This window comes from Amycolatopsis halotolerans (assembly GCF_042647905.1).
GTDB classification, from domain to species: Bacteria; Actinomycetota; Actinomycetes; order Mycobacteriales; family Pseudonocardiaceae; genus Amycolatopsis; species Amycolatopsis halotolerans.
This window is the reverse complement of the sequence record NZ_JBHRWI010000042.1, coordinates 275,546-299,571: the sequence shown is the minus strand read 5'-3', so window position 1 is coordinate 299,571 and position 24,026 is coordinate 275,546. Positions and strand designations below refer to the sequence as shown.

The window sequence follows — 24,026 nt, the reverse complement described above, 5'->3', positions numbered from 1 at the left end:
CCGTGCCGCGGGTCCCGCGGCACGGCGGCTTTTCTCAGTCCACGCAGAACTCGTTGCCCTCGACGTCCTGCATCGGGATGCAGGACTCGTTCACGCCGTCCGACTCCAGCACCTGCACGATGGACGCGCCCAGCGCCACCAGCCGTTCGGCCTCGGCCTTCAGGGCCGCCAGCCGCTCCTCGCCCACCAAGCCAGTGCCCACGCGCACGTCGAGGTGCACGCGGTTCTTCACCACGCGGCCTTCGGGCACGCGCTGGAAGTACAGCCGCGGTCCGACCCCGTTCGGGTCGACGCAGGCCGCCCACGAGCCCTGCTCCTCGGGCGGCTGGGTGCGGTCGAACTCGGCCCAGTCCGCGAACCCTTTCGGCGGTGGCGGCTCGACGTACCCCAGCACCTCGCACCAGAAACGGGCGACCCGCACGGGTTCCGCGCAATCGAAAGTGACCTGGAACTGCTTGACCGACCCCATGCGCTCACCTTACCGGCGAGCGGCGGCCAGCGCCGGATCCCGCCCGGCGGCGAGGTCGTCCGGGGCGAAAACCGGGACCTCGAGGTCCGGGCTGATGCCGGTGCCGTCGTAGGTGCGGCCGTGCGGGTCGAGGTACTCCTCGTTCGGCAGCACCACCTTCCATCCCTGCTTTGGCAACGTCCGCTCGAGCATGTCCGAAAAGGCGCCTTGCGTGGGCTGTCCGATCAGGACCGGCCGAGGATGCCGGTTCAGCAGTGCCTGCAGGAAGTTCTCCCCCGCCGAAACGTCCAGGCTGCCGGTCAGGACCGTCAGCGGGCCGGTGTAGCGCGGTGCCGCGGCGGGCTGCACGAAGAACGGTTGCGCCGCGGTGAACCGCGCCGGGTTATCGGGATCGTTGCGGGCGCGTTTGGCGTAGGCGAAGTGCGGGACGTCCGTCAGCCGAGCGGCGACCTGCAGGCCTAGCGGATCGTCGCCGCCGCCGTTGACGCGCAGGTCGAGGATCAAGCTGCGCAAATTGTGCACCCGGTCGGCGGTGAAGATCTGGTCCAGCGCTGTCGCCAGGACCTTGCTGCTGGCGGCGAAAGTGTCGGCGTAGTCGTGGAATCCGCTGATGCGCAGGTATCCGCGACCCTCCGGCAGATCGGAGTAGACGATGGCTCCGTCCGCCCAGCGGCAGATCGGCAGGCGAAGGTTGGCGTCGGCGACGGCCATCGCACGCGGGGCGGTCGTTTCCAGATCCGGGGTGCCGGGCCGGGGCGACGAGCAATGCCGATCTCCCGCGAGCAGGCCGACATGAGCGTCGTGCAGCGGACGGATCAGTCCGCAAAGGACGTCGAAGAGCCGTTCCGGATGCGCAGCGATCTCGCGGCGGGCAGCCTCTCCTTCGGACTTCCAGTCGACGCCTTTCGCTGAGAAAAACGGGTAGTTCTCGGCGAAGGTATGCCAGAAGACGTCGAACACGTCGGCAGCCGGGCGCTGGCATTCAGTCGGCAATCCGCCGGGAACACGGCGCAACGTCCGCACGCCCAGGTTGTCGTCGAAACTCATCCTGCCCGCGCGGATGGTGACGACAGAGCCCTCGTTGGTCGAAAACCTAGTGCCGTCGCCAGTTCCGGAGAGTGTGCCGGGCAAGCAGCTGACCTTGGTGACGTCGTAGGTCGTCAGCTTGCCGCCGGACACTTGGACCAATTGCCCGTACCCGTCCGTCCGCCACACACCGTCCACAGTGGAGGGAGGAACCGCGGCCACCGAGAGCATCGTCAAGCCCGCCAGGAAGATTCGCACGAGCCGAGGGTAGAAAAAAGCCGGGGGCGCGCGGAATACCGCACGCCCCCGGCACCGTGGTGGGGTTGCCCCTACCCGTGGCTCAGCCGAAGAAGACTTCGGCTTCCTGGTACCGCTCCAGCGGAACGGTCTTCAGTTCGGCCGTCGCTTCGGACAGCTTCACGCGGACGATGTCGGTGCCTTTGAGCGCCACCATCACGCCGAAGTCGCCGTCGGCGACCGCGTCCACCGCGTGCAGGCCGAAGCGGGTCGCGAGGACCCGGTCATACGCGGTCGGGGTGCCGCCGCGCTGGACGTGGCCGAGCACGACCGCGCGCGATTCCTTGCCGGTGCGCTCGGTGATCTCGTCGGCGAGCCAGTTGCCGATGCCGCCGAGCCGGACGTGCCCGAAGGCGTCCTTCTCGCCGGTCAGCAGCTTCTCCTCGCCGCCCTCGGGCAGCGCGCCCTCGGCCACGACGATGATCGGCGCGTACTCCTTCTCGAAGCGCTGCTCGACCCACTGCACGACCTGGTCGACGGAGAACTGCCGCTCCGGCACCAGGATCACGCTCGCGCCGCCGGCGAGACCGGAGTGCAGCGCGATCCAGCCCGCGTGCCGCCCCATGACCTCGATGACGAGCGCGCGGTGGTGCGATTCGGCCGTGGTGTGCAGCCGGTCGATCGCCTCGGTGGCGATGGAGACCGCGGTGTCGAAACCGAACGTGTAGTCGGTGGCCCCGAGGTCGTTGTCGATCGTCTTGGGCACGCCGACGACGCCGATGCCGTCGTCGGTCAGCCGCTTGGCGACGCCGAGGGTGTCCTCGCCGCCGATCGCGACCAGCGCGTCCACGCCCTGGTCGGCGAGCACCTTGCGGATCTTGTCGACGCCGCCGTCGACCTTGTACGGATTCGTCCGCGACGACCGCAGGATGGTGCCCCCGCGGGTGAGGATGTCCTCGACGTCGGCGAGGCCGAGCGGCCGGCTGTCGCCGGTCAGCGGGCCCTGCCAGCCGTTGCGGAAGCCGACGAACTCCCAGCCGTGCACTTCGACGCCCTTGCGGACCACCGCGCGGATGACCGCGTTCAGGCCGGGGCAGTCGCCGCCCCCCGTCAGCACACCGACACGCATCTGTTGCCTCCGTCTTTCCTCGCAGGGAGAGTGCAGTCACAGTCCGCGGACAGCGTAGCGGCTTTCATCTGGATCGGTGCAGGGCGGACCACCTGGCCAATCCGGTCCGGGCAGGGCGGTCTGAACGGTGTGTTACCTTGGGGCCGTGCAGCGCTATTTCTGGTTTACGAAGCCGGCCCCGGGTGGGCACGGCGGCGTGAACCTGCGCTGACCTCCACCCCGAGCCGGATCTAGAACCGGCTCGGCAATTCTCCCGCGGGTCGGTGTCCACCAGGAAGGAACCACCCGCACATGAACACCCCCCTCGTCGCCGCCCCCGCCGACGCGAGCACCCTGGACAACCGCCGCACCACTTCGGTCAGTCCCCTCATCTCGCCCGCGTTATTGCGCGAAGACCATCCCGTGGACGCCGCCGTCGCGAAGGTGGTGCAAAACGGCCGCACGGAAACGGTCGACATCCTCGACGGCCGCGACGACCGTCTAGCGGTGATCGTCGGCCCGTGCTCGGTCCACGACCCCGAAGCCGCCCTCGACTACGCCCGCCGCCTGGCCGCCAAGGCCGAGACTCTGCGCGAAGACCTGCACATCGTGATGCGGGTGTACTTCGAAAAGCCGCGCACCACGCTGGGCTGGAAGGGCCTGATCAACGACCCCGACCTGGACGGCACCTTCGCCGTCAACAAGGGCCTGCGCCTGGCCCGGAAACTCCTGCTCGACGTCTCCGAACTGGGCCTCCCGGTCGGCTGCGAATTCCTGGACCCGATCACCCCGCAGTTCATCGCCGACATCGTCACCTGGGGCTCAATCGGCGCCCGTACAGCGGCCAGCCAGGTCCACCGGCAACTGTGCAGCGCCCTGTCCATGCCGGTCGGCATCAAGAACTCGACGGAAGGCGACATCCAGGTAGCCGTGGACGCGACCCGTGCCGCCGCTGCCTCGCATGTCTTCCCCGGCATCAACGTGGACGGCCTGGCCGCCCTGGTGACGACCTCCGGAAACCCGGACTGCCACGTAATCCTGCGCGGCAGCGCCGCAGGCCCGAACTACGACCCGGCCAACGTGGAGGAAACCCTCGCCCGCCTGGCGAAATCCGGCCTGCCGGAACGCCTGGTGATCGACGCGAGCCACGGCAACAGCAACAAGGACCACGTCCGCCAGTCGGAAGTCGTCCGCGACCTGGCCGGCCGGATCTCCGCCGGGGAACGCGGAATCGCGGGCCTGATGCTGGAAAGCAACCTGGTCGCCGGACGCCAAGACCTGGTGCTGGGCCAGGCGAGCGATCTGACCTACGGCCAGTCCATCACCGACGCCTGCATGGACTGGAACACCACGGAAGACCTGCTCGACACCCTGGCGACCGCCGTCCGCACCCGCCGCCACTAACCCCGCCCAGAGACTGTCCGTGAGGGGAACCCTGAGGGAATCAGAGTCCCTGAGGGTTCCCCTCACGACCAGCGCAAGTCCCACCGCGACCGCCCCAATGTGGCATTGGGTGCATCCCACGCACCCAATGTGGCGTTCGGTGCATCCCACGCACCCAACGCCACATTGGGGCGCAAGCCCCAACCACCACGAACCGCAGCCGACGCACCCGACCATCGAGGCACCCACACCACCCCCGCACCCCGATACGAAGCCAAAAATGCGGGCGACGGGTGCTTGTCAAGGCATCTTTCCCGCCTTGACAAGCACCCGTCGCCCGTCATCACAATCAGCTTCGGGGTGCCCTCTCAACCAACCGAGGCAATGTCGCCGCCAGGCGACGAGCCGCCCACCTCACCGCCGACGAAACGCCTCCTCGATAACCCCCCACCGCTGCAAGTTATGCCGAGCGTCAGCCAACGCGTCATGCTGATCCCCAGGCGCAGCAGGCAACTTAGGCTTCCCCGCGTCCTCCCACCGCTGCCGCAGATCCCGGGTGAACCGGGGCAACTGCCGGGGCAACGCGGGCATCGGCCCCCACAACTGCGCCAACGCCACATGGTCGTACGCGGCGAACCAGGCCCAGAGCTCGATCCCCCCAGGCGGCTTCCCGAAGAACTCCAGCAGATCCGCCCGAATCCGCTCCCGGCTCCGCCAGGCCGGGTCCGCGGGCGAAGGCAGCTTGGGCAGCACGTTCTCCCGCACCCAAGCCCCGGCCCGCCCGGGGTCGAAATCAGTGGACACGGCATAGAACTCGCGTCCGCGCTCGTCAACGACACCGATCGACACCAGGTCAATCGTCACGCCGTCCTCAATAAATTCGGTGTCGTAGAAAAAACGCACCGGGGAACTCTAGTGGGGCCCTACCCGGCCTTCGTCTCCGGCACCCGATCGGCGTCAAGACCACTCGGCTGAGGCGGCACCGCGGGCTTGACACCAGCGGCCTCGGCCGCCAGCAGCTCCTTGGCCTTCGCCGCGTAAATGTCGACGTACTCCTGGCCGGACAGCTCCATCAGCGCGTACATGATCTCGTCGGTGATCGACCGTTCGATGAACCGGTCGCCGGAGAGGCCCTCGTAGCGGGAGAAGTCGAGCGGCTTGCCGAAGCGGATCTCGAGCCGCCGCGGCCACCACATCTTGGAGCCGATCGGGTTGACCTTGTCCGTGCCGACCATCGCGACCGGGACCACCACGCCGCGCGATTCGAGCGCGATCCGGGCGACGCCGGTCTTGCCCTTGTACAGCCGGCCGTCCGGGGAGCGGGTGCCCTCGGGGTAGATGCCGAGCAGGTGCCCGTCCTTGACCAGCCGGATCGCGGTGTCGAGCGCGGCCTGCGCGGCGTTGCCGCCGGAGCGGTCGATGGGGAACTGGCCGACGCCGGTGAAGAACCACTTCTTGAGCAGGCCCTTGAACCCGGGCTCGGTGAAGTACTCCGACTTCGCCGGGAAGGTGACCTTGCGCTTGACCCGCAGCGGCATGAAGAACGAATCCGCGACCGCGAGGTGGTTCCCGGCGAGGATGGCGCCACCCGTCTCGGGGATGTTTTCGGCGCCGACGACCTTGGTGGGCCACAGCGTCTTCAGCAGCGGCCCGATGAAAACCCACTTCATCAGCAAGTACAGCACCGGGTTCCAGTCCTTTCCTGCCCGCGCGGGCCCCGGCAGGCCAGGGTACGGAACAAGCACCGGCCCGCACAACGCGACAGCGGGCGGTCACCCGGGGGCAGCGACCGATCTCACAGCGGGACCGGAAGGATCCCCGCTTGCGGAGTGGGGCCCACAACCCGGCTTCGGCGTGAGAGCATGGGAGGACTCCACCGCTTCGATTCGGAAGGGCGTTCGTGATGGGCGTGCTCGCCGGCGCGGAACCGTTCTCCCACCCGGGTTCCTCCGGGGCCGGCTTCCTGCTCTGCCACGGATTCACCGCGACGCCCGACGGCATGCGCGCCTGGGGCGAGCACCTGGCCGGAAAGGGCTTCGCGGTGCGCTGCCCGCTGCTGCCCGGCCACGGCACGCACTGGCGCGACCTCAATCGGACGACCTGGCAGGACTGGTACGCCACCGTCCGCGAGGCGCTGCTGGCGCTGCGCGCGGAATGCGACCAGGTGTTCGTCGGCGGGATGTCGATGGGCGGGACGCTCACCCTTCGCCTCGCCGAGGAATTCGGCTCGGACATCTCCGGCATCGTGCTGGTCAACCCGTCGGTCACGCGGCTGAGCCTGGACGCCAAGGTGCTGCCGCTGCTGTCGCGGGTGGTCCCGTCGATCCGCGCGATCGGCAACGACATCGCGAAGCCCGGCGAGGTCGAGCTGGCCTACCCGCGCACGCCGGTGCGGGCCGCGGCGAGCCTCGCCCGGCTGTGGAAGATCGTGCGCGCCGACCTGGCGAAGGTGACGCAGCCGGTGCTGCTGCTGCACTCGCGGGTCGACCACGTCGTGGAACCCGAGAACTCGCGGATCGTTCTGGACGGCATCTCGAGCACGGACGTGACCGAGGTGGTGCTGGAGAACAGCTTCCACGTCGCGACGCAGGACCACGACGCGGAACTGATCTTCAGCCGCAGTGTCGACTTCGCCCGGCAGCCGCGGGCGGGACAGGTGGGTGCCGGATGAACCGGGGGAAAGGCGCGGACGGACCCGAGGACGTCGACGCCACGTTCGCCGAGATCGTGGCCGACCTGCGGGCCGAGGGCGTGGGCGTGTTCCTGGACGAGGACCCGTTCTCCAGCGCCGGACCCGCGTCCGCCGAGCCCGAGGCGTCCGCCGGAGCCGAACCCGAAGCGGGCAAGGCCAAGCCGAAGCCCACCGCGGACCCGCCCGCGCCGCCCGCGCCTCCGTCGTCGTCGGACGGCTGGCGCACCGGCGGCAGCGACTGGGACACCACCATGTTCTCCGGCGACCCGGCCGAGGACGACGAGCACTACGTGCCGCCGGAGCCGCCGCCGCTGCCGCGCTGGCGCAAGGGCGCCTTCATCGTGCTGCTGTTCTTCGTCGTCGGGCTCCTGCTGCTGATCGTGCCGAACCTGATCGGGGTCGGGCCCGCGCTCGCCACGCCGCTCGGCATCCTTTCGCTCGCCACCGGCATCGCGCTGCTCCTGCTGCGCGTGCGCCAGGGCCCGCCGCCCGGCGCGGACCCCAGCAACGGCGCCCAGGTCTGACCGGGCGGGCATGCGGATCGACTTCCAGGCGTCCCGGCGTTCCACGGTCGGCGCGGAATGGGAACTCGCGCTGGTGGACCGGCGCAGCGGCGAATTGCGGTCGGTCGCGGAGGAGCTGCTCGCCGCGGTCTGCCCGGAGGGGAAGGCCGAGCACCCCCGGATCAAACAGGAGCTGCTGCTCAACACGATCGAGGTGGTCAGCGGCGTCTGCCGCACGGTCGGCGAGGTGAAACACGACCTCGACGAGGCGCTGGACGAGGTGCACCGGGTAGCCGACCCGCTGGGCGTCGAGCTGTTCTCCGCCGGATCGCACCCGTTTTCCTCGTGGTACCGGCAGAAGGTGACCGACAAGGAGCGCTACGCCAAGCTCATCGACCGCACCCAGTGGTGGGGCAGGCAGATGCTGATCTACGGCGTGCACGTCCACGTCGGGCTCGACCACCGGGACAAGGTGCTGCCAGTCCTCGACGGGCTGCTGCGCTACGCGCCGCACCTGCAGGCGCTGTCCGCGTCGTCGCCGTACTGGTCCGGCGAGGACACCGGGTACGCCTCGAACCGGGCACTGATGTTCCAGCAGCTGCCGACCGCCGGGCTGCCGTTCCAGTTCCGCGAATGGGCGGAGCTGGAGGGTTACGTCGAGGACATGTTCACCACCGGCGTGATCGACCACTTTTCCGAGATCCGCTGGGACATCCGCCCGGCCCCGCATTTCGGCACCGTCGAAATGCGCGTGTGCGACGGGCTGCCGACGCTGCAGGAGGTCGGCGCGATTTCGGCGCTCACGCAGTGCCTGGTGGACGATTTCAGCGCTCGCCTCGACAAGGGCGAAACGCTGCCGGTGCTGCCGCCGTGGCACGTGCAGGAGAACAAGTGGCGCGCCGCGCGCTACGGCCTCGACGCGATCGTCATCCTCGACGCCGCCGGTCGCGAACGCCTCGTCACCGAGGATCTCGCCGAGTTGCTGGACCGGCTGGAACCGGTCGCGCGACGGCTGGACTGCGTCCGCGAGCTGCGCGACGTCGAGAACATTCTCCGGGTCGGCGCGAGCTATCAGCGGCAGCGGGCGGTGGCGAAGCAGTACAACGGATCTTTGAAGGCCGTGGTCGCCGCGCTGGTCACCGAGATGCGCGACGGCGTCCCGCACGCTTAGCTGCGGTTGGTTCAGGAGGCAACGATGTCGCATACGTTCAGCACGACCGTCGAGCTCAACGGCAAGACCGCCACCGGCTTCCGGGTCCCGGCCGAGATCGTCGAGGCGCTCGGCCAGGGACGGCGGCCGAAGGTCCGGGTGACCGTCGGCCCGCACACCTACCGCAGCACGGTCGCGGTCTACTCCGGCGAGTTCATGCTGCCGCTCAGCGCGGCGAACCGGGAGGCGGCGGGGGTCGCGGCCGGGGAGACGATCGAGGTCACGATCGAAGCCGACCTCGCCGAGCGGACGGTCGAGATGCCGGACGATCTGGCTGCCGCACTGGCTGACCGGAAGGGCGCGCGGGCCGCGTTCGACAAGCTTTCCTTTACCGCACAACGGGAACGAACCGAAGCTGTTACCTCCGCCAAGCGCGCGGAGACCCGGGAGCGGCGGATCGCGAAGATCGTCGCGGAACTCGCCGGGGACGGGCTCGTCTAACCGCTCCTAGCCGACTGCCAGACCGGGTTTGCCGAAGCCGCCGAGCACGGTGTCGACGACGCGGGTCGCCAGCGTGTCCGGGTCGGCGGATTCCTGGTCCTGCGCTGCTTCGTGGATGAGCGCGCAGTACACGCGGCGCGCCCAGACCAGGTCGACGCCGGGCCGGAGCGTGCCGGTTTCCTCCAGGCGCTGGAAGAAGACGTCGCATTGGGCGACGACGTCCGGGGTCAGGACGCCTTCTTCCTGCGGGTGCGCGTTCATCGCGAACCCCCACCGGAGCTTGACGCTCAGCACCTTCGCGGTCACCTGGTAAAGCGCGACCAGCGGCGGCGTGACGTCAGGGCGGACGCTGGCGAGCGCGTCGTGGAACTGCTGCGTTGCCCAGAGGGTCATGGCGTCCACCAGCGCGTCGCGGCTGGCGAACCGGCGGTGCACGGTCGTCCGCGAGACGCCCGCGGCCTCCGCGATCTGCTCCATCGTCGCCGCCGGATTGTCGCTGAGCACCCGTTCGGCGGCCTCGAGGATCGCCTGAGCCGTCCGTTCCGAGTCCGCGCGCAGGGCCCGTTTCTCCATGCTGCCCAGTTTACGCCATGGTTGCCACTCTAATCATAGTTGCGACATCAGTGTTGCAACTGCTAGCTTAGATGCATCGGACCTGACACGCCTTTGGGGGCTTTCGCATGGACATGCAGTTGACCGGCAAGACCGCGGTGGTCACCGGAGCGAGCCGGGGAATCGGCCTCGCCACGGTTTCCGCGCTGATCGGCGAAGGGATGCGAGTGGTGGCCGCGGCCCGGACGATCACGCCGGAACTGAAGGAAACCGGCGCGGTGCCGATGTCGGTGGACCTGTCCACTCCAGACGGCCCTGGACGGTTGATCGACCAGGCCGTCGCCGAACTGGGCGGCTTGGACGTCCTGGTGAACAACGTCGGCGGCGGCGACAGCAGCGAGGGCCAGGCTGGCGGTTTCTTGGCGATCACTGATCAACAGTGGACGGACATGGTGGAGCTGAATTTCCTTGCCGCGGTACGGGCTTCTCGCGCTGCCCTGCCGCACCTGATCGAACGGCGGGGTGCGATCGTCACGGTCTCCTCGAACGGCGCGCGGATCCCGCATTCGGGCCCGATCGCTTACACCGCCGCGAAAGCCGCGCTGACCGCGTTCGGGAAGGCACTGTCGGAGGAGTTCGGGCCACAGGGCGTGCGGGTCAACACCGTCTCGCCCGGGCCGGTTCGTACCGCGCTGTGGGAAGGCCCGGACAGCTACGGTGCCGAACTTGCGTCTTCGATGGGGATGTCGCATGGGGATTTGCTGGCCGCGGTTCCAGCGGGTGCCGGGATGCTGACGGGCCGGTTTGTCGAACCGGCGGAGGTGGCCACGTTGATCACGTATCTCGCGTCGCCGCTGGCCGCGAGCATCGCGGGGACGGACCATCTTGTCGATGCGGGGGCGGTGAAGACCGTGTGACGGCTGATCTTCGGCCGCGGCCCGTTGGCGCTAGGGAGAACGGCGGAACGGCAAGACTGCGGGCCTGCGTGGCTGCTCGGTTCCCGCCGATCTTCTCGGAGGGCGATTTCCGCCGTCTGCACAGCAGCGGAGCCGCAAGACCGCGGGCCTGCGTGGTTGCTCAGTTCCCGCGGAGGTTCTCGGGAGGAGAGATTCCCGCCGCCTGCGCAACGACGGAGCGGCAAGACCGCGGAAGTCCGCTTGGTTGGCCAGGCCCGCAGCAAGGTTCTCGGGCTGCGCACCCGTGGGCCGAGGTCGCCGATCCGAACGCGCAGCTCGCAGTTAGCCGCGCCACGCGGCAACGGAGCGCCGAGGCGATGATGGCCTAGCCACCCGGCTCCCGTTGCAAGGCCCCGGCCTGAGCATCCGTGGGCGGAGGGTCGCCGGACCGACCACGCGACTCACCCACGATCGCAAAACACTCGCCAGCAGCAGCAAAACTGCGGCTGCACAACCCCAGTAAGGAGATTCCCAGCCACCCACAGCAGTTGCGGAGCGCGGAGACGCTGACGAGCGCCTAGCCGCCCAGTTCCCGCAACAGGGTTCCCGGCCCGAGCACCCGTGCGCCGAGAGCGCCGACCTGGCCGCGCAGTTCGCGGTCGGCCGTCACGACCACGACGTGATCGTCCAGGCGTTGCCGGGCGGCGGCGGCCACCTCGACGATTTTCGAATCGCCGTCGGTGTCCGCCGAGACGACCTCGACGCCCGGGATCGGCTCCACTCCCCTGGCCTTGCCCTCGACCACCAGCACCACCCGAGGCCACCAGGACCACGCCGGGCCCGCGCCGATGCCGACCACGTCGTCGCGCAAGCCGCGTTCGACCGGGCCGGTCAACTGGTCGCGGAGCCGTTCCGCGGCGCCGCGGCGGTCGCGCCACCAGCCGTCCGGACGGGAGCCCATTACGTTCGCCGCGTCGACCACCAGGACCAGTTCCCGGCCCAGTTGCTCGCGCAGCACCGGCCAGGCGGCGGCGAAATCGCGGTGAAGGTCGAGCGCGGCCACCTCGTCCGGCGGGACCCAGCGCATCTCGGCGCTTTCCTCGTTCGCGACCTGGGCTTGCAACGCACTGTCGGCCAGCCCGAGCACGGTCGTGTACTGCCACTCGCCGTGGTCCAGCACCGATGCCGACATCGCGCGAAACCCCGATGCAGGGATGGCGGCTTCTTCCCAAGCCTCCCTAGCAGCGGCCTCGTGCACGGTCTCGCCGACTTCGAGCGCGCCGCCGGGCAAAGCCCACGTTCCGCCGTTGTGCACCCACCACGCACGGCGCTGCAACAGCACGCCCCGGCGGGGATCGCACAACAACAACCCGGCCGCACCGAACGCGCCCCAGTGCTGCCTGCCGCAAGAACACCGCACAAAGCGGTTGGCGGTCATCGGCGTCACCCGGCCCAGCCTTCCACAGAACCGCGCGAGTGCCTATGCCGGTCAAAACCCGAAGATCGCTCCGGCGACAGCGGCGGGCTACGAACCTCGCACGTGGCGAATCCGGGGAGGACCGGAATCAGCAGCTACAAGCCCGGCAACGCATCCATCACCACCACGGCCAACCCGCCACCAGCACGGCAACGCATCCGTCGCCCCACCACCCATGACGGCCCCAACCCCGGCGGCAGGCCACACATCTGCTCTGCGAGAGCCGGAATCAACAGCCACCCCCGCGGCCACCGCTAACGCCCGGCCCACCACCGTCCGACGGGATCACGCACCTCATGCGCAACGCTCCCAGGCGACGGGAACCAGCACCAGCAAGCCCGGCAGCGCAGCAATCACCGCCGCCCAACCTGCCACCGCCCCGGCGAGAAACACCAAGCCGCCAACCGGCCTCGCCAGAACCGGAACCAGTACCCGCAAGCTCTACAACGTGTCCATCGCCAACGCAGCCGCGCCGACGATCGCCGTGTCGTCCCCAAGATGCGCAGTCCGGATCCGCGCCAGCGGACGGTGCCGCGCACCAGTGATCGCCCCGGAGTAATGCTCGCGGGCCTCGTCCAGGAACAACGGCGCCGACTCCGAAACTCCCCCGCCGATCACGATGATCTCCGGGTCGAAGACGTCCGCCACCAAAGCGAGTCCCTCGCCCAGCCACTTAGCCAGCTCCGCCATGGCGCGCAAGGCGATCGGGTCGCCGTCGCGGGCCGCGCGGGCTACTCGGCGGCCGGTGACCGACCCGGGGTCGCCGGCGATTTCCCGGGACAGCACGGTGGAACGGCCGGGGTACCGGGCAAGCAGCTCGACGGCGGTCGCGGCCAGCGCGGTGCCGCTGCAGTAGCGCTCCCAGCAGCCGTACTTTCCGCACGGGCAAGCGCGGCCGTCGCGCACCACCGTCAGGTGACCGAGTTCCGGGGCCACTCCGTGTGCGCCGCGGTAGATCTCGCCGTCCAGCAGCAAACCCGCGCCGATTCCGGTGCCCAATGCGACCAAGGCCGCTACCCCGGCCCCGCGTGCGGCGCCGAAGCGGTGTTCGGCGACTACCGCTGAGTTGACGTCGTGCTCCAGGGTCACCGACAGGCCGACGCGCTTCGCGATCCGGTCCGCCACCGGGGCGTTGCGCCAGGCCAGGTGCGGCGCGAACATCACCGAACGGCGGTCGCGGGTCACGAAACCGGCCACCGCAAGGCCGACCGCGGCGACGTCGTGGCGGTTGCGCAGGCTTTCGACGACCCCGGCGATGGCGTCTTCGAGCGCGTTCTCCTCGCTCGGCGTCCCGACGCGCGCCGTGTCGAGAAGCGAGCCGCGCTCGTCCACGACGCCGGCCCGCACGCTGGTGCCGCCGACGTCCACCCCTACGGTCAGCAATCAGTTCTCCCGCTCCGGCTGCCAGTCCGCGCGCTTGCGGACGACGATGTGCTGGACCCGCGACGACGACTCCGAAGACGACGCCGCCGCGGTCGCGGGCGGACGCGCGGCGGGCCGGAACCCGGGCATGTGCACGCCCTCGTCCGGCTCCCAGCGGTCCGCGAGCACCGCCCGCAGCAGCGCGACGAGCTGAGCAGCCTGTTCGAGGACCCTGGCCACGAACTCCGGCCGCTCGCCGCGCACGACGGCGACGATCGCACACAGCGGGCACCATCCGCATCCCGAAGTGCTGTCCTCCACACCGGTGCCACCCTCGGCGCCGGGTTCTTCCGGGGCGCCGTGCCCGGCGGCCATCACGCCTTCCAGCCACGGCGCGGCGCGTTCGATCACCATCTCCACCAGCAGCCGGATCTCCTCGGCCAGCTTCAGGCCGTCCGCGTAAGACCCCTCGTTTTCTTCGCTCACCCGGATCCCCGGTTCCCGGCCAGGCTGACCACCAGGCCGTCGGCGTCGGATTCCGCGCCGGTGATCCGGCACGGGCGCAGCGTTTCGGGCAGTGCGACCAGCCGGCGGAACCCGTCCACGGTGATCGCGAGGTCGTCGTCCACGCGGGCGAGGTCGACCGCCGAGTCCTGGTCCAGCGGGAGCGCGACCCGCAGCCGGAAGCCGTCTCCGTCGGCAGCGACCGACAACAGCGGCGTGACCGGTTTTCCGTTGCCGGACAAGGGATCCCGGCTGCCGTACAGCTCGCGAGCGAGCTCGGCGAGGGCCTCCGCGCCCACCGGTTCGCTCGCCCGGTGTTCGACGCGGGCCAGTTCGTCGGGGCCGAAACCGGCCTCCGCCAATTCCGCCAAAACCGCGTCCTGCTGATCCCGCCGGGTGCGCAGCCACTTCGCCGCCGAACCGCGCCAGAAACCGGGCGCGGGCATCAGCCGGTTGGCGATCAGGCCGTCGACCGCGATGCCGCGCAACGCCAGCGACGTGAGCGTGCGCCGGGCCTCGGCGACCACCACTCGTTCCGGCGTGAGCACCAGCCGCACGGTCGTCACGCGCGGGTCAGTGAGCAGTTCGCGGAGCGCGTCGAGGTGTGCGCCGAGCTGCCGGACCGACGCCGCGACGCGCCGGTTGCCGAACACCCGGCCCAGGTAGCCGGACACGGCCTCCGGCAGCGAAAGCAAGCGCAGCGTTTCAGCGGTCGGACCGCAGTCGACCACGACGGTGTCCCACGGACCGTGCGAAGCCAGCCGCCGCACCTCGCTCAGCGCGAGCAGCTCGTCGACGCCGGGCAGCACGGTCAGCTCTTCCGCGTCCAGGACGTCCAGACCGGCTCCGGCCAGCACTTTCCGCAGTTCGCCGCGCAGCTCGTGCCACGTGCGATCGGCCAACGCCCGCGAGTCCACCTGCGCCGCCCACAGACCGGCCGGCGTGCCGTCGCGGCGGAGGTCCACTTCGGAGGGTTCGGCGGCCAGCGGCGTGCCGAACGCGTCGCCGAGCGAATGCGCCGGGTCGGTGGACACGACGAGCGTCTTCCTGCCGCGGCCGGCGAGCGCGGCAGCGGTAGCCGCGGCGAGCGTCGTTTTCCCGACACCCCCCTTGCCGGTGAACAGCAGGATGCGCATCTAGCCCTCGGCCCTGCGCTTGAGCTCCTTGAGCGCGGTGTCCATGACCATCTTCTCCGCCTTGCGCCGCAGCAGCCCGATCATCGGCAGCGCCAGCTCGACCGACAGCGTGTAGGTGACGCGGGTGCGCCCGCCGCCGAGCGGTTCGAGCGCGTACCGGCCGTTCTGCGCCTTCTGCATCTGGCCCTTGACCAGATGCCAGCTGACGCCGAGACCGGAATCGTCCCAGTCGTACTCGAGCGTGTACACGTCCTTGATCGGCCCGGCGTCGAGGGTGAGCTTCACCTGCTTCGCGCGGCCCGCGTCGTCGGTCGCGAGCACCTCGGTCTCGCGGACCGCCTTGGCCCACTCCGGGTACGCGGGGAAATCGGAGATCACCGACATCACCCGCGCGGGCTCGGCGTCGACCTCGATGGACTGCGTGGACTGCTCGGCCATGGGACGAAGCGTAGCCGGACAGCACAGTCACCAGCGCAGCACGTACGGCTGCCCGGTCTCCTTGAAGTGACCTACGTTACGGCATTCGGTGTGCCCGACCCGGCGCCGCACGGCCAGCGGCTGGTGCACGTGCCCGAATACCGACCAGCGCGGACGCTGCCGCCGGATCAGGTCCAGCAGCGCCTTCGAACCGAGTTCGGCGCGTCGCGCGACCACGTCGTAGGTCAATTCGGGCACCGCGGGCGGGATGTGCGTGCACAGGACGTCGACCTGGTCCAGCAGCGAGACCGCCGCGTCGAACTCCTCGCGCGCCCGCAGGTACGGCCGCCACGCCGCGCCCTTGCGCGGACGCGGGAGCACGCCGTCCGGCAGCACGGCACCGCCCGCGAAGCCGAACCGCAGGCCGCCGATGGTGACGACCTCGCCGTCGACCAGGTGCACGCCCTCGCCGGCGAACTCCGGCCACGCGGACGGCGCGTCGACGTTGCCGGGGATCGCGTACGTCGGCGCGGTCATCGAGGCGAACATCGTGGAGTACTGCTCCCGGACCGCTTCGTCGACCGCGGCGGCCGGGTCGTCCAGGGTGGCCCACAGCGTGCGCGAGTAGGCGACCGTCTCGTCCCTGGTGCCTTCGCGGCGCAGGCGGGCGAACTCGCCGACTTTCTCCGCGCCGAACAGCACGCCCATGATGCCTTTGTCGTGGTCGTGGTAGTCGACGAAGTCGAGCAGGTCGCCGAGCACGACCAGCGCGTCCGCCCCGTCCCCCGCCCGCTTCAGCGCGTCGGCGTTGCCGTGCACGTCCGAAACGACGTGAACCCGCACAAGAGCCTCCTACTCGACGGTCCGGGGCGGAACCCCCGGCTCGCGCCCGTCCTCGAGGATCTCCTTCAGCTGCAGCGCCACTTCCTTCGCCGCGCGCGCCCGCCGGTCGAACTCGCGGCGCAGTTCGCGCGGGCTCAGCTCGCGCGGGACGCCGCCGGGACCGGCCGGCGTGGCCCGGAGGAAGTAGTGCAGCACGGTGCCGTCGAGAACAGGTTCCAGCCAGACCTCCATGGTACCGATCAAGGCGCCCGTGACGGTCCAGCGCAGGCCCTTGTCCCCCCGGTCGGTGTAGACCCGCAACTCCAGGTCGGGCCAGTACCGCCGCCACGAACCCGGGTCGGCGAAGGCCGCCGCGACCGTCGATGGGGGCACCACGAGGAAGGTCTCGTCGACAAGATCGAGAGCTGGCGGTTCGTGCACCCGGACACGATGTCACGACCTCGCCGCGCGCCCCGTGCCAGCATGGTCTTAAGGTCTACGGCACGCTAAGTTGACTGGCGGGTAACCGCACGCGTCGAACACGGAGGTCCGAGTGCGCGAATACAGCGCCCCCGCCGGGAAGCCGGTGACCGACGACGAGAATCTGGCCGATGTCGTCTGGGCGAACGCGGAGCGGTTCTCCGACGTGGTCAGCTTCCGGCGGCAGGTCGAGGGCACCTGGCTGGACGTCACCGCGAAGGACTTCGCCGACCAGGTCGCGGCCGTGGCCAAGGGCCTGATCGCGGCGGGAGTCGGGCACGGCGACCGCGTCGCGCTGATGTCGAAGACCCGTTACGAGTGGACGCTGGTCGACTTCGCGATCTGGGCCGCGGGCGCGGTCACGGTCCCGATCTACGAGACCTCGTCGCCCGAACAGGTGTACTGGATCCTGTCCGACTCGGCCGCCAAGGCCGTCGTCGTGGAGACCGGCGCGCACCGCGAGGCGATCGACGAGATCAGCGGGCGGCTCAGCACGCTCGAGCACACCTGGCAGATCGAAGGCGATTCCCCCGCGGTCGACGAGCTGACCGCGCTGGGCGCCGAGGTCTCCGACGAGGACCTGCACACCCGCCGCCGCGGCGTCACCGCGAACGAGACGGCCACGATCGTCTACACCTCGGGCACCACCGGGCGGCCCAAGGGCGTCGAGCTGACCCACCGGAACCTGCTGGCCGAGATCCGCGCGGACATCGAGGCGTTCCCGGAGCTGATGGAGCAGGGCAACTCGCTGCTGTGCTTCCTGCCGCTCGCGCACATCCTCGCCCGCGCGATCGCCATCACCGCGCTCACCGCCCGGGTCACGCTCGGCCACACGCCGGACGTGAAGAACCTGGTCCCGGACCTCGGCACTTTCCGGCCGACGTTCGTGGTCGCCGTGCCGCGCGTGTTCGAGAAGGTCTACAACACCGCCAAGCAGAAGGCGCACGCCGACGGCAAGGGCAAGATCTTCGACGCCGCCGAGGCCACCGCGGTCGCGTACAGCGAGGCGCAGGAAAAGGGCGGCGCCGGGCTCGGCCTGCGCGCGAAGCACCTTGTGTTCGACAAGCTGGTGTACGGCAAGCTCCGCGCCGCGCTGGGCGGCCGCTGCATCGCCGCGGTGTCCGGCGGGGCCCCGCTGGGCGCGCGGCTGGCGCACTTCTTCCGCGGCATCGGCGTGCCGGTGTTCGAGGGCTACGGCCTCACCGAGACGTCCGCGGCGGCGAACGTGAACACCAGCGCGGCGTTCCGCGTCGGCACCGTCGGGCGTCCGGTCGCGGGCACCTCGGTGCGCATCGCGGAGGACGGCGAAGTCCTGTTGAAGGGCGACGTCGTGTTCGGCCGGTACTACAACAACCCGGAAGCGAGCGCGGAAGCCCTCACCGACGGCTGGTTCCACACCGGCGACCTCGGCGAACTGGACGCGGAGGGCTTCCTCAAGATCACCGGCCGCAAGAAGGAGATCATCGTGACGGCGGGCGGCAAGAACGTCGCCCCGTCCGGTCTCGAGGACACCATCAAGGCCGCGCCGCTGGTGAGCCAGGTGATGGTGGTCGGCGATCAGCGCCCGTTCATCGCCGCGCTGGTGACCGTCGACGAGGAGTACTTCCCGGCGTGGAAGTCCCAGCACGGCAAGCCCGCCGAGGCGACGGTGTCCGAACTGGCCGAGGACGCGGACCTGCGCGCGGAGATCCAGGCGGCGGTCGACGAGGCGAACAAGCAGGTCTCGCACGCGGAGTCGATCAAGAAGTTCACCGTGCTGGCCAACGACTTCACCGAGGCGGGCGGCGAGATCACGCCCAGCTTGAAGCTGAAGCGCAACGTGGTGAACAAGAACTACGCGTCCGACATCGAGGCGCTGTACCGGAAGTGACCCGGCCGAGGGGCGCCGGGCCGGCGCGCCCCTCGCGTGCCGCTCCTAGTGCGGCCTGCCGAAATACTCGTCGGCCATGTTCTGCCGCACGATGTCCGCCTCCCCGTTCCGATACCTCGGGTCGTGGGCCAGGAAGTCGTCGATCTCGCGCAGCGCCGACGGGGATGCCCCCTGCCTGTCGGGGGGAAGATTGCCGATGTGCTCCACCATTTCGTCGTAGGAGTGCGCGTTCCGGGTGATGTTCTGGAGGTTGTATTCCGTCCGCGGCGGGCCGCCGAACCGGTTCTCGTTGTGCAGCACGTTGTGGTACTCGAGCACTGTGCCGTTCGTGTTGCCGGCGTGGAAGCCGTTTTCGTTCTGCCGGATGTGCCCCATCTCGTGGAAAATCGTCCGTTCGGGCACGTTCTCCCCCAGCGCGATGATGTTGCCGTCGCGCCGGTAGGAACCGCCGCCCATGTGCTCCATCATCATGCTGGCGGGAGTTTCCCCGGCGTCGGTGAACCGCCCGTTGGGGCTGCGGAGGATGTCGGGCGTGTCCCCGAAGAATTCGCCGATCATCCGGTTCTCGTCCAGCCCCGCACGGTATTCCGGCGGAAGATCGCGCAGATAGGTTCCCATGGTGACCTTCGGGTCGTCCGGGATCCGGAGGAAACGGGGGTCGCTCTCGATCCCGAGCCGGTTCCGGTAATCGGCGACGTTCTCCTCGAAGGTGCGAGGCGGCGGAGTCGGCTCGCGGGGCGGGGTTTCCTCCCGGGGCGGCTGGTGCGGGGGGTTGTTGTCCTGCACGTGCCCGGCGTTGTTCCCGCCGCCGGGGGTCTCGTTCGGGCGCGCCTCGTCGTTCGGGCCGGATTTCTGCCTGCCCAGGCAGTTGCCCAGGCCCAGCGGGTCGGCGTCGGCGAGCGGGTTGGGCACGTACGAGGCCGGGTTCGGGGCCGGGGCGAGGCCGAGCGGGTCCTGGCTCAGGTAGCGCCCGGTGCCGGGGTCGTAGTAGCGGAAAACGTTGTAGTGCAAGCCGGTCTCGTCGTCCGCGTACTGGCCGGGGAACCGCAGCGGCGTGGCGCCCGGGCGGGTGCGGCCCCACAGCGAACCGGACGCGCGCCAGGCGACAGTGCCGTAGGCGTCCACCAGACCCACCGGAGTGCCGACCGGGTCGGTGACGAACGAGAAGAACCGGGCGCTCTTACCGAGCAGTTCGGTCTGCGTCACCGGGCGCACGGTGCCGGGCAGGTGGTCCCACGTCAGCGTGAGCGGGGCGGACCCGGCCAGCCGGTGTTCCTGTTCGACCAGGAGCTGGCCGCTCCACGAGAAGAGGGTCTCCTCGGCGGGGGTTTCGGCGCCGGGCAGCCAGCGTTGTTTGGCGATGCGGCGCCCCAGCGGGTCGTAGCGGTAGCGCCACTCAACGCCGTCCGGGGTTTCCACCGCCAGCAACCGATCCTGCGCGTCCCAGCGGTAGGTCCAGGTGCGCGAGTTCTCGTGACGGGCGGTGAGCCGCCCCTGTCCATCGTGGACATACCGCACCGAACCGGCCGCGGCGAGCCGGTTTCCGGTGTAGCCGCGCGAGCCGGAATCCGCCTCGGCGAACGGGAGTTGCGCGTGCCGGATGTTTCCGGACGGGTCGTAGTGGTAGCTCTCCTGGCCGTCTCGCCGGGCCACCGACGTGACACGGCCGACGGCGTCGAGCTGGTATCGCGTGGGGCCGGACAGGGTGTCGTCCACGCCGACCAGGTGGCCGTCCGGGCGGTAGTGGTACTCGCGCCGCTGCCGGATCTGGCTGCCCGCGGCCAAAGTCTGCGCGACCAACTGGTGTTCGGCGTCGAAAGCCTGTGCCAGCACGGTGTTTCCGCCCAGGACGCGTTCGACCTCGTGGCCCGCTTCGTCGTGGCGGAAAAGCACTTCGTGCCCGGCGGTCGACAGCGCGACCGCCTTCCCGGCGTCGTCGAAGCTCCACTCGCTGACTGAGCCGGACGGAGTGGTGCGGCGCATTCCAGAGGGCTCGTGGACGTACGCGACCGCGCGGCCGTCGACCGATTCCCGGACCACGCGGCCGTCCTCGTCGCGCTCGATCTCCAGCACGCAGGAACCCTCGGTGGCGCGTGCGAGGAAGCCGACGGGGTCGTACTCGTAGCGGATGGCGCCGCTGTCCGTGCGACGCTCGATCACGTTGCCGAGCGCGTCATAGCGGTACTCGGTGACCGCGCCCAGCCCGTCGACCGACCGCACGAGCTGACCTGCCGCGTCGTAGGCGAACTGCCGCTCGCGGCCGTCGAAGTCGCTTTCCGCGATGAGCCTGCCGTCGGCGTCGTAGGTGTAGTTCCAGGTCAGGCCCGCCGGATCGGTGATGCGGACGAGCCGCAGTTCGGTGTCGTACTCGTACGAGGTGCGGGCTCCGGTGGCGTCGGTCTTCGCGACCGGCAGGTCGAAGGGGCCGTATTCGAAACGGGCGTCCGTGCGTTCCACGAGGTTCCCCTCGGCGTCGTAACGCCATTCCTCGTGCCGCCCGGACGGGCCGGTCCGGCTGGCCTGGCTCCCGTCGACCGTCCAGCCGAACCGGGTGCCGTCGGCCACCACGCGCGGGCGGCCGAACTGGTCGCGCTCCACCGGGTCGGGCTCGGCGCGCGGCGGCTCTCCCCCGGTCAGCTGACGGTCCTGGGCGAACTCGGTCGCGGCGATCCCGGCCTGCGCGGTGAACAGGTCCGGCGCGGTGCCCGGCGGGTAGACGCGCCGCCAGGTTCGTTCGGCGGTCTCGACGGCAACGGTCAGCGTCCCGTCCGGCGCGGAGCTGACCTGCGCGCGGCTGCCGTCCGGGCGGACGACCGCGGTGAGCAGGCCCTCGGCGGTGTACTCGAACCCGGTCGTGCGGCCGAGCGGGTCGGTGCGCGACAGCAGCCGGTCGTAACGGTCCCATGTGGACACTGTGGCCGCGCCGAGCGGGCTGACGTCCTTGATCGGCTGCGAGGCCTCGTTGAAGTGGAATTCCGTGACGTGGCCCAAAGCGTTGGTGTAGCGGGTGATCCGCTGCTCGCGGTCGTACGCGAACTCGCCGTCGTACACGCCCCGGTCGCCGACCGTGCGGATGCAGCGGCCGTCGGCGTCGTAGATGTAGCGGTACCAGATGCCGTTGCGGTCCTGCCAGCCGGTGATCCGGCCGTCGGCGTCGTAGTCGTAGTGCGTTGCCACACCGGAGGAATTGAAAACCCGGACCAGCCGGCCGTGGTCGTCGTAGCCGAAAGTGCGGACCAGCACCGGTTCCTGGCCCTCGCTGAGCACCCGGATCGCGGTGACGCGGCCTGCCTCGGCGTCGAGCGCCACGCGGTAGCCCGCCGAGTGGCGGATCAGCCGGGGAGCGCCGCTTTCGTCGTACTCGACGTCCATCCGGTCGCCCGCGGCGTCGGTCGCGCTCAGCAGCGGGAAGACGCCGCCTCGGCCGGGGCCGAAGCGCGATTCCGTGCCGTTGACCGGATCGACGAGCAGATACCCGCCGTCGTCGGTCGCGGTCAGCGGGCGGCGCGGGCCTTCCAGCGGCAGCACCGGCTCCCCGGTGCGCGGGTACACCAGGATCCGGCCGTCCGCCGCGTAGAACCGGACGGCTTCGGAGTCGGCTTCGAGCCGCTGGTCCACCGTCGACGTCCAGCTCGGGCCGAACCAGCGGCCGGACCGGTAGGACGAGACGTGCAGCCGTTCGAGCACGAGCGGGCTCGGCAGTTCGAGGTCGACGTCCTCGATCAGGACGGAGCCCCGCACGACGTCGACCGGGTCTCCCGCGGTCTTGCACTCGTCCGCGCCGCCCCGGGTGTCGGCGGCTTTCGGGTCGTCCTTCGGCGGTGTCTTGCCGGACTCGCCCTGGTTGCCGCTCCGGTCCGGCGGCGGCTCCTCGCTCCTCGGCTGCTCGGAGTGGTTGCCCTGCGGTTTCGTTTCGTCCTTCGGCGGCGGGGAATGGTCGCCTTGCGGTTTCACCTCGTCCTTGGGCGGCCCGGAGTGATCGCCCGAGGCGGTCGTCGAATCCCCGCCCTTTCCGTTCTCCGGCTTGGGCTCGGGTTTGGGCTCCGACTTCGGCTTGGTCTCGATGTTCTTCGGCGCGCCCGACGGCTTGGGCTTGCCGCCCTTGATGCCCTTCAACGCCTTCGCGGCGTCCTCGAACAGGACGCCCGCCTTCTTCAGCAGCGGCATCAGCGCCTTGAGCGCGGAGACCAGCTGCTTGGTGATCTTGGCGAGCTGCGCGGCGGTCTTGGCGACGGCGCCGACCACCTGCGGCAGCACCCACGCCATCCCGATCCCGGCGGTGAACAGCACCTGCAGCGCCCAGCTGATCAGGTGCCCGACGAGCTGCGCGATGATGTCGCGCACCAGCATCCGCACAGCCGCGACGACCTCGCCCGCGGTCTTCACCCCGGACGCCGCGCCCTCGGTGCCCTTCTGCGCCGCGCCGAGCAGGTTCGCGACGTCCTTGGTCCGCTCGCGATAGGAGTCGGCCGCCTCGCCGGTCCAGCTCTGCAGGTCCTTCTCGACGCAGGCGGTCAGGTCCTTGCCGATGCTTTCGAGCTCTTTCGCGACGTTCTGCCACGTCTCGGCCTGCGCCTTGATCTCGTCGGCCTTGCCGGTCAGCGCCTCCAGCGCCTGCTTCAGCGGCCCGACGTGCTCGATCAGCCAGCCGACGCCCGCCGCCAGGATCGACCCGAACGGGTCCATCGCGGTCGACAGCACGTCCAGCGCGACCCCGACCGCCCCCATCGCGATCGACGCCCAGTCGCCGGATTCGATGCCGGACTTCACCATCTCGCCCGATTCGAGCAGGGTGATGCCCGAATACGCCTTGGTCGAGTCCTTCGTCTCCGCGATCAACGGGTTGCTCACACGAAGAACGCTATCCGGGACGGCGGGGGCGTTTTCCGGCCGCGCACGCTAGTTGCCCGTGCATCCACGCAGAGCTGGACGCACGGGCAAGCCTGTCGTGGGGCTCAGGCCTGCGGCGGCTGAGCCTGGTACTGCTGCTGCGGCGCCTGCGCGTACTGCTGCTGCGGGGCGGCCTGCTGCTGTTGCGGAGCCTGCTGCTGGGCGCCGTCCGGGACCACGTACACCGCGGTGCCGTAGGCGGCGATCTCACTGGCGGTGCCCGCGATCTCGTTGCAGTCGAAGCGCAGCGCGAGCACGGCGTTGGCCCCGTGCTGCATGGCTTCCTGGCACAGCCGGAAGAGGGCTTCGTGGCGCGAGTCCGACAGCAGCTTCGTGAGGCCCTTGAGCTCGCCGCCTCCCATCGCCTTGAACCCGGACCCGATGTTGGAGAACATGTTGCGGCTGCGGACGGTGAGCCCGAAGACCTCGCCGAACACTCGGACCACGCGGTACCCGGGCAGATCGTTCATCGTGGACAGCAGGATCGGGAACTGCGGCTGCTGCTGTTGCGGTGGCGCGGCTTGAGTCATGCGCGGATCGTATCGTCGGCG

General features: G+C 69.9%; 22 protein-coding genes. 7 read left to right on the top strand and 15 right to left on the bottom strand.

Annotated elements, in window-relative coordinates:
* Nucleotides 1-34: 34 nt before the first annotated feature.
* From ACFORO_RS31920 to ACFORO_RS31910, 3 genes are all read right to left on the bottom strand, one after another.
* A complete protein-coding gene (locus tag ACFORO_RS31920) occupies nucleotides 35-469 on the bottom strand; it encodes a VOC family protein (RefSeq protein WP_354750795.1) in 435 nt (144 codons plus the stop codon).
* A gap of 9 nt (nucleotides 470-478) precedes the next feature.
* Nucleotides 479-1,753, bottom strand: a complete 1,275-nt coding sequence (locus tag ACFORO_RS31915) for a S41 family peptidase (RefSeq protein WP_377872622.1) — start codon at nucleotides 1,751-1,753, stop codon at nucleotides 479-481.
* An 82-nt stretch (nucleotides 1,754-1,835) separates the two neighbouring features.
* Nucleotides 1,836-2,861 (bottom strand): 6-phosphofructokinase, encoded by a 1,026-nt coding sequence (locus tag ACFORO_RS31910; RefSeq protein WP_344267830.1) that lies wholly within the window; start codon nucleotides 2,859-2,861, stop codon nucleotides 1,836-1,838.
* A gap of 291 nt (nucleotides 2,862-3,152) precedes the next feature.
* Here ACFORO_RS31910 and ACFORO_RS31905 point away from each other — a divergent pair, with 291 nt between their 5' ends.
* The gene (locus tag ACFORO_RS31905; protein ID WP_377872624.1) at nucleotides 3,153-4,244 is read left to right on the top strand and encodes a 3-deoxy-7-phosphoheptulonate synthase; all 1,092 of its coding nucleotides are present in this window, start codon (nucleotides 3,153-3,155) and stop codon (nucleotides 4,242-4,244) included.
* A gap of 393 nt (nucleotides 4,245-4,637) precedes the next feature.
* Here ACFORO_RS31905 and ACFORO_RS31900 read toward each other — a convergent pair whose 3' ends face one another.
* Both ACFORO_RS31900 and ACFORO_RS31895 read right to left on the bottom strand, forming a co-directional pair.
* Nucleotides 4,638-5,126, bottom strand: coding sequence for a polyadenylate-specific 3'-exoribonuclease AS (locus ACFORO_RS31900; RefSeq protein ID WP_067595152.1), 489 nt, complete (start codon nucleotides 5,124-5,126; stop codon nucleotides 4,638-4,640).
* Between the two features lie 20 nt (nucleotides 5,127-5,146).
* Nucleotides 5,147-5,908 carry a lysophospholipid acyltransferase family protein gene (locus ACFORO_RS31895; RefSeq protein WP_354745442.1) on the bottom strand — a complete coding sequence of 254 codons (762 nt, stop codon included), beginning with the start codon at nucleotides 5,906-5,908 and terminating at the stop codon, nucleotides 5,147-5,149.
* Nucleotides 5,909-6,126: 218 nt separating this feature from the next.
* Here ACFORO_RS31895 and ACFORO_RS31890 point away from each other — a divergent pair, with 218 nt between their 5' ends.
* From ACFORO_RS31890 to ACFORO_RS31875, 4 genes are read left to right on the top strand one after another with little or no spacing between them, the layout of a single operon-like run.
* A complete protein-coding gene (locus ACFORO_RS31890) occupies nucleotides 6,127-6,894 on the top strand; it encodes an alpha/beta hydrolase (protein ID WP_377872626.1) in 768 nt (255 codons plus the stop codon).
* On the top strand, nucleotides 6,891-7,439 hold the full coding sequence (locus tag ACFORO_RS31885) for a hypothetical protein (RefSeq protein ID WP_354745446.1): 549 nt from the start codon (nucleotides 6,891-6,893) through the stop codon (nucleotides 7,437-7,439). Before ACFORO_RS31890 ends, ACFORO_RS31885 begins: the two co-directional genes overlap by 4 nt.
* Before the next feature lie 10 nt (nucleotides 7,440-7,449).
* Nucleotides 7,450-8,589 (top strand): glutamate--cysteine ligase, encoded by a 1,140-nt coding sequence (locus ACFORO_RS31880; protein ID WP_354745448.1) that lies wholly within the window; start codon nucleotides 7,450-7,452, stop codon nucleotides 8,587-8,589.
* Between the two features lie 24 nt (nucleotides 8,590-8,613).
* On the top strand, nucleotides 8,614-9,069 hold the full coding sequence (locus ACFORO_RS31875; protein ID WP_377872628.1) for a YdeI/OmpD-associated family protein: 456 nt from the start codon (nucleotides 8,614-8,616) through the stop codon (nucleotides 9,067-9,069).
* A 6-nt stretch (nucleotides 9,070-9,075) separates the two neighbouring features.
* On the opposite strand, the gene ACFORO_RS31870 is transcribed toward ACFORO_RS31875, so the two are convergent.
* Nucleotides 9,076-9,642, bottom strand: a complete 567-nt coding sequence (locus ACFORO_RS31870; RefSeq protein WP_354745452.1) for a TetR/AcrR family transcriptional regulator — start codon at nucleotides 9,640-9,642, stop codon at nucleotides 9,076-9,078.
* 107 nt (nucleotides 9,643-9,749) lie between these two features.
* Here ACFORO_RS31870 and ACFORO_RS31865 point away from each other — a divergent pair, with 107 nt between their 5' ends.
* Complete coding sequence (locus ACFORO_RS31865; RefSeq protein WP_377872630.1) at nucleotides 9,750-10,538, top strand: SDR family NAD(P)-dependent oxidoreductase; 789 nt, start codon at nucleotides 9,750-9,752, stop codon at nucleotides 10,536-10,538.
* A gap of 556 nt (nucleotides 10,539-11,094) precedes the next feature.
* On the opposite strand, the gene ACFORO_RS31860 is transcribed toward ACFORO_RS31865, so the two are convergent.
* From ACFORO_RS31860 to ACFORO_RS31830, 7 genes are all read right to left on the bottom strand, one after another.
* On the bottom strand, nucleotides 11,095-11,964 hold the full coding sequence (locus ACFORO_RS31860; protein ID WP_377872632.1) for an NUDIX domain-containing protein: 870 nt from the start codon (nucleotides 11,962-11,964) through the stop codon (nucleotides 11,095-11,097).
* Nucleotides 11,965-12,435: 471 nt separating this feature from the next.
* Nucleotides 12,436-13,362: an ROK family protein gene (locus ACFORO_RS31855; protein WP_354745587.1), complete on the bottom strand. Its 927-nt coding sequence runs from the start codon at nucleotides 13,360-13,362 to the stop codon at nucleotides 12,436-12,438.
* Between the two features lie 15 nt (nucleotides 13,363-13,377).
* Complete coding sequence (locus tag ACFORO_RS31850) at nucleotides 13,378-13,842, bottom strand: hypothetical protein (RefSeq protein WP_377872634.1); 465 nt, start codon at nucleotides 13,840-13,842, stop codon at nucleotides 13,378-13,380.
* Nucleotides 13,839-14,996 carry an ArsA family ATPase gene (locus ACFORO_RS31845; protein WP_377872636.1) on the bottom strand — a complete coding sequence of 386 codons (1,158 nt, stop codon included), beginning with the start codon at nucleotides 14,994-14,996 and terminating at the stop codon, nucleotides 13,839-13,841. Before ACFORO_RS31845 ends, ACFORO_RS31850 begins: the two co-directional genes overlap by 4 nt.
* Entirely contained in the window at nucleotides 14,997-15,434 is a 438-nt protein-coding gene (locus tag ACFORO_RS31840; RefSeq protein ID WP_037809841.1) for an SRPBCC family protein, read from the bottom strand. It lies immediately after the preceding gene.
* Between the two features lie 27 nt (nucleotides 15,435-15,461).
* Nucleotides 15,462-16,256: a metallophosphoesterase family protein gene (locus tag ACFORO_RS31835; RefSeq protein ID WP_354745462.1), complete on the bottom strand. Its 795-nt coding sequence runs from the start codon at nucleotides 16,254-16,256 to the stop codon at nucleotides 15,462-15,464.
* A gap of 9 nt (nucleotides 16,257-16,265) precedes the next feature.
* A complete protein-coding gene (locus tag ACFORO_RS31830) occupies nucleotides 16,266-16,676 on the bottom strand; it encodes a polyketide cyclase / dehydrase and lipid transport (protein ID WP_377872637.1) in 411 nt (136 codons plus the stop codon).
* A 112-nt stretch (nucleotides 16,677-16,788) separates the two neighbouring features.
* On the opposite strand from ACFORO_RS31830, the gene ACFORO_RS31825 reads away from it, so the two are divergent.
* A complete protein-coding gene (locus ACFORO_RS31825) occupies nucleotides 16,789-18,585 on the top strand; it encodes an AMP-dependent synthetase/ligase (RefSeq protein ID WP_354745466.1) in 1,797 nt (598 codons plus the stop codon).
* 45 nt (nucleotides 18,586-18,630) lie between these two features.
* On the opposite strand, the gene ACFORO_RS31820 is transcribed toward ACFORO_RS31825, so the two are convergent.
* Nucleotides 18,631-23,436 (bottom strand): RHS repeat-associated core domain-containing protein, encoded by a 4,806-nt coding sequence (locus ACFORO_RS31820; RefSeq protein ID WP_377872639.1) that lies wholly within the window; start codon nucleotides 23,434-23,436, stop codon nucleotides 18,631-18,633.
* Between the two features lie 104 nt (nucleotides 23,437-23,540).
* Nucleotides 23,541-24,005 carry a YbjQ family protein gene (locus ACFORO_RS31815; protein WP_354745469.1) on the bottom strand — a complete coding sequence of 155 codons (465 nt, stop codon included), beginning with the start codon at nucleotides 24,003-24,005 and terminating at the stop codon, nucleotides 23,541-23,543.
* Nucleotides 24,006-24,026: the final 21 nt, after the last annotated feature.

Coding starts and splice junctions, on each gene's coding strand:
- ACFORO_RS31920 (WP_354750795.1), bottom strand. CDS start 469: ATGGGGTCGGTCAAGCAGTTCCAGGTCACTTTCGATTGCGCGGAACCC.
- ACFORO_RS31910 (WP_344267830.1), bottom strand. CDS start 2,861: ATGCGTGTCGGTGTGCTGACGGGGGGCGGCGACTGCCCCGGCCTGAAC.
- ACFORO_RS31905 (WP_377872624.1), top strand. CDS start 3,153: ATGAACACCCCCCTCGTCGCCGCCCCCGCCGACGCGAGCACCCTGGAC.
- ACFORO_RS31890 (WP_377872626.1), top strand. CDS start 6,127: ATGGGCGTGCTCGCCGGCGCGGAACCGTTCTCCCACCCGGGTTCCTCC.
- ACFORO_RS31885 (WP_354745446.1), top strand. CDS start 6,891: ATGAACCGGGGGAAAGGCGCGGACGGACCCGAGGACGTCGACGCCACG.
- ACFORO_RS31880 (WP_354745448.1), top strand. CDS start 7,450: ATGCGGATCGACTTCCAGGCGTCCCGGCGTTCCACGGTCGGCGCGGAA.
- ACFORO_RS31875 (WP_377872628.1), top strand. CDS start 8,614: ATGTCGCATACGTTCAGCACGACCGTCGAGCTCAACGGCAAGACCGCC.
- ACFORO_RS31870 (WP_354745452.1), bottom strand. CDS start 9,642: ATGGAGAAACGGGCCCTGCGCGCGGACTCGGAACGGACGGCTCAGGCG.
- ACFORO_RS31865 (WP_377872630.1), top strand. CDS start 9,750: ATGGACATGCAGTTGACCGGCAAGACCGCGGTGGTCACCGGAGCGAGC.
- ACFORO_RS31845 (WP_377872636.1), bottom strand. CDS start 14,996: ATGCGCATCCTGCTGTTCACCGGCAAGGGGGGTGTCGGGAAAACGACG.
- ACFORO_RS31840 (WP_037809841.1), bottom strand. CDS start 15,434: ATGGCCGAGCAGTCCACGCAGTCCATCGAGGTCGACGCCGAGCCCGCG.
- ACFORO_RS31815 (WP_354745469.1), bottom strand. CDS start 24,005: ATGACTCAAGCCGCGCCACCGCAACAGCAGCAGCCGCAGTTCCCGATC.